This window comes from Microcoleus sp. B4-C1 (assembly GCF_036705285.1).
Lineage (GTDB): Bacteria > Cyanobacteriota > Cyanobacteriia > Cyanobacteriales > Microcoleaceae > Microcoleus.
Genome location: NZ_JAUBUC010000114.1, coordinates 1 through 2,681 on the forward strand (window position 1 = coordinate 1; position 2,681 = coordinate 2,681).

The window sequence follows — 2,681 nt, forward strand, 5'->3', positions numbered from 1 at the left end:
GTCCAAAAAGGACGGGCGGGACGCCCATCCCACTTTCAAGAGTGGAAGTTATTTAATTCTCATTCCTTAGTTAGTACCAACTTAAAAGCTGTACAAAATGTGCAGTAAGACGATCGAATAAAAAAAGCCCAAATCCACAGGGCAAAATCGATTCAGTGAAGTAAAGCTATGTCCGAAAGTTCCTTTGATAAAACTAAAAACTGCCCAAAATATACCGAATGTCAAATTGCCATCTTGGTTTGATTTCCCCATCTTGGGGGCGATCGCTAAACCCACCTTTTGGTTAATCTTAGCATTGCTCCCAGTCTGGGCGAGTTGGCAGATTTGGCAACTGTTACGTTTTTACAAAAAATTAAGGATTAAGTAGGTAATAGCAAAAAACACTAAGCTGTTGCGGCCTTTAAATTGTATGTCCAAAAAAATCAAAGTCTTGTGGGGAGTACGGGTTGGGCGTCCAGCCCGCCCTGAATATACAATTTAAATGTGCAACAGCTTAATATCCAATCGATAATTTTCGGGGCGAATTTTTACCAACAAGAATTGCCCAAAAACTACGCTCTCAAAAACTCCATCCCAATGGCAAATCGCCATCTATTTTTTTCAAAATATAGCAATCCTCGCATCAGTTGTAAAAATATGTAGGGGTAGTGCTAAGAGTGACTACCCCAGCCTGCATCGGGGCAACCGGGCGTTGGTTTTTCCCTACAAGAATTACACAAATCATTTAGGATTGCTATACAAGAGTTCAAGGTCGTACTCGAATAACGCGCGTAGCATCTAAGAGTACGACCTTGAAATGGTTCTATCAGACCCAAGTAGCAGATGGGTTGAAGGACACGAAACTCGGACCTACCCCAGCAATAAGATTCGGGTCAGTGCCACCCACAATGGGCTCTGTAGGTGAAGGCCACAACCAGTTCTGGGTGCCAGCGACTGTCATAGTAGGATTAGTGATCGCCGCCCCGTCGAAAGAGTTGGTGATGAAATTGCTCATATCCACTGTTCCCGGCCCTGAACCACCAAGCAAGCTGGAATCCTGTAGCCCGCTATCACCGATCGCACTAGCGGAACGAAAGCCAGTAAGTAGGTCGGGGGTCATGCTCGATGAAGTTAAGTTAGTCATCACAGCAGGTGCAACATCATTGTCTACGATGTTCAAAATGGCGGTGCTTTGCGTTCCAATCGTGGCATTGCCTGTAGCAATAGCCAAACTTAAGTTGACTGTTTCGTTAGACTCTGGCAAACTATTCTCCTGGATTGGAATAGTGATGGTTTTGGCCGTGCTGTCCCCAGAGGCAAAATTAACAGCAATGGGACTAATATTGATGTAGTCATCAGGGGCAACAGCAGTACCATCGCTCAAGTTCACCGTGGCTGAGACGGCGCCAGTAGCACTGCCAATGCGTGTAACTGTCACGGCTGCATTCCGCGTGCCTTCGTTGACGCTAAAGAAGGCAGCACTAAATTGCAGCGTGCTGTCATCGTCCGCGATGTTCAAAATGGCGTTGCTTTGCGTTCCAATCGTGGCATTGCCTGTAGGGTTGATCAAACTTAAGTTGACTCTTTCGGTACCCTCCACCAAAGTATCGTTGACGATCGGAATATCGACAATTTTGGGTGCAGCATCCCCATCAGCAAAATTGACAAGGATGGGAGCATTGTCGTAGTCATCAGCAACAGCAGTAAGATTACTGAGGTTTACCGTGGCTGAGACTGCACCAGTCGTACTGCCAGTGCGTGTAACTGTTACTGCTGAAACAATCCTTCCGTTTTCATTAACCCTGAAAGTAGGAGCACTAAATTGCAGGCTGCTGTCATTGTCCACTATGTCCAAGTTAGCGGTGCTTTGCGTTCCAATCGTGGCATTGCCTGTAGGGTTGGTCAAACTTAAGTTGAGTGTTTCGATACCCTCCACCAAAGTATCGTTGGCGATCGGAATGGTGACAATTTTGGGTGCGGTGTCCCCAGCGGCAAAATTGACAGTCAGGGGAGTAATGGTGTAATCCCCAGGGGCAACAGCAGTACCATCGGTCAAGTTCACAGTGGCTGAGACGGCGCCAATAGCACTGCCAATGCGAGTGACAGTCACGGCTGCAATCGGCGTGCCATCTTCGTTGAGACTAAAGGTAGGGGAACTAAATTGCAGGCTGCTGTCATTATCTGCGATGTTCAAAATGGCAGTACCTTGCGTTCCAATCGAGGCATTGCCTGTAGGGTTGGTCAAACTTAAGTTGACTCTTTCGGTACCCTCCACCAAAGTATCGTTGACGATCGGAATATCGACAATTTTGGATGCAGCATCCCCAGCGGCAAAATTCACCACAATCGCCTGATTGTCGTAATCACCAGGGGCAACAGCAGTACCATCGCTCAATTCCACCGTGGCTGAGACTGCACCAGTGGTACTGCCAGTGCGTGTAACTGTTACTGCTGAAACAATCCTTCCGTTTTCATTAACCCTGAAAGTAGGAGCACTAAATTGCAGGGTGCTGTCATTGTCCACTATGTCCAAGGTAGCGGTGCTTTGGGTTCCAATCGTTGCACCATTCGGGTTGGTCAAAGTTAAGTTGAGTGTTTCGGTATCCTCTACCAAAGTATCGTTGACGATCGGAATGGTGATGGTTTGGGGTGCAGCATCCCCAGCGGCAAAATTGACAGTCAGGGGAGTATTGGTGTAATCA

Annotated in this window: 1 protein-coding gene; it reads right to left on the minus strand. The window is 47.1% G+C overall.

The features are described 5' to 3' along the window. Positions 1-805: 805 nt before the first annotated feature. Positions 806-2,681, minus strand: a 1,876-nt coding sequence (locus QUB26_RS28215) for a Calx-beta domain-containing protein (protein ID WP_333320631.1), incomplete at its 5' end; no start/stop codon positions are given.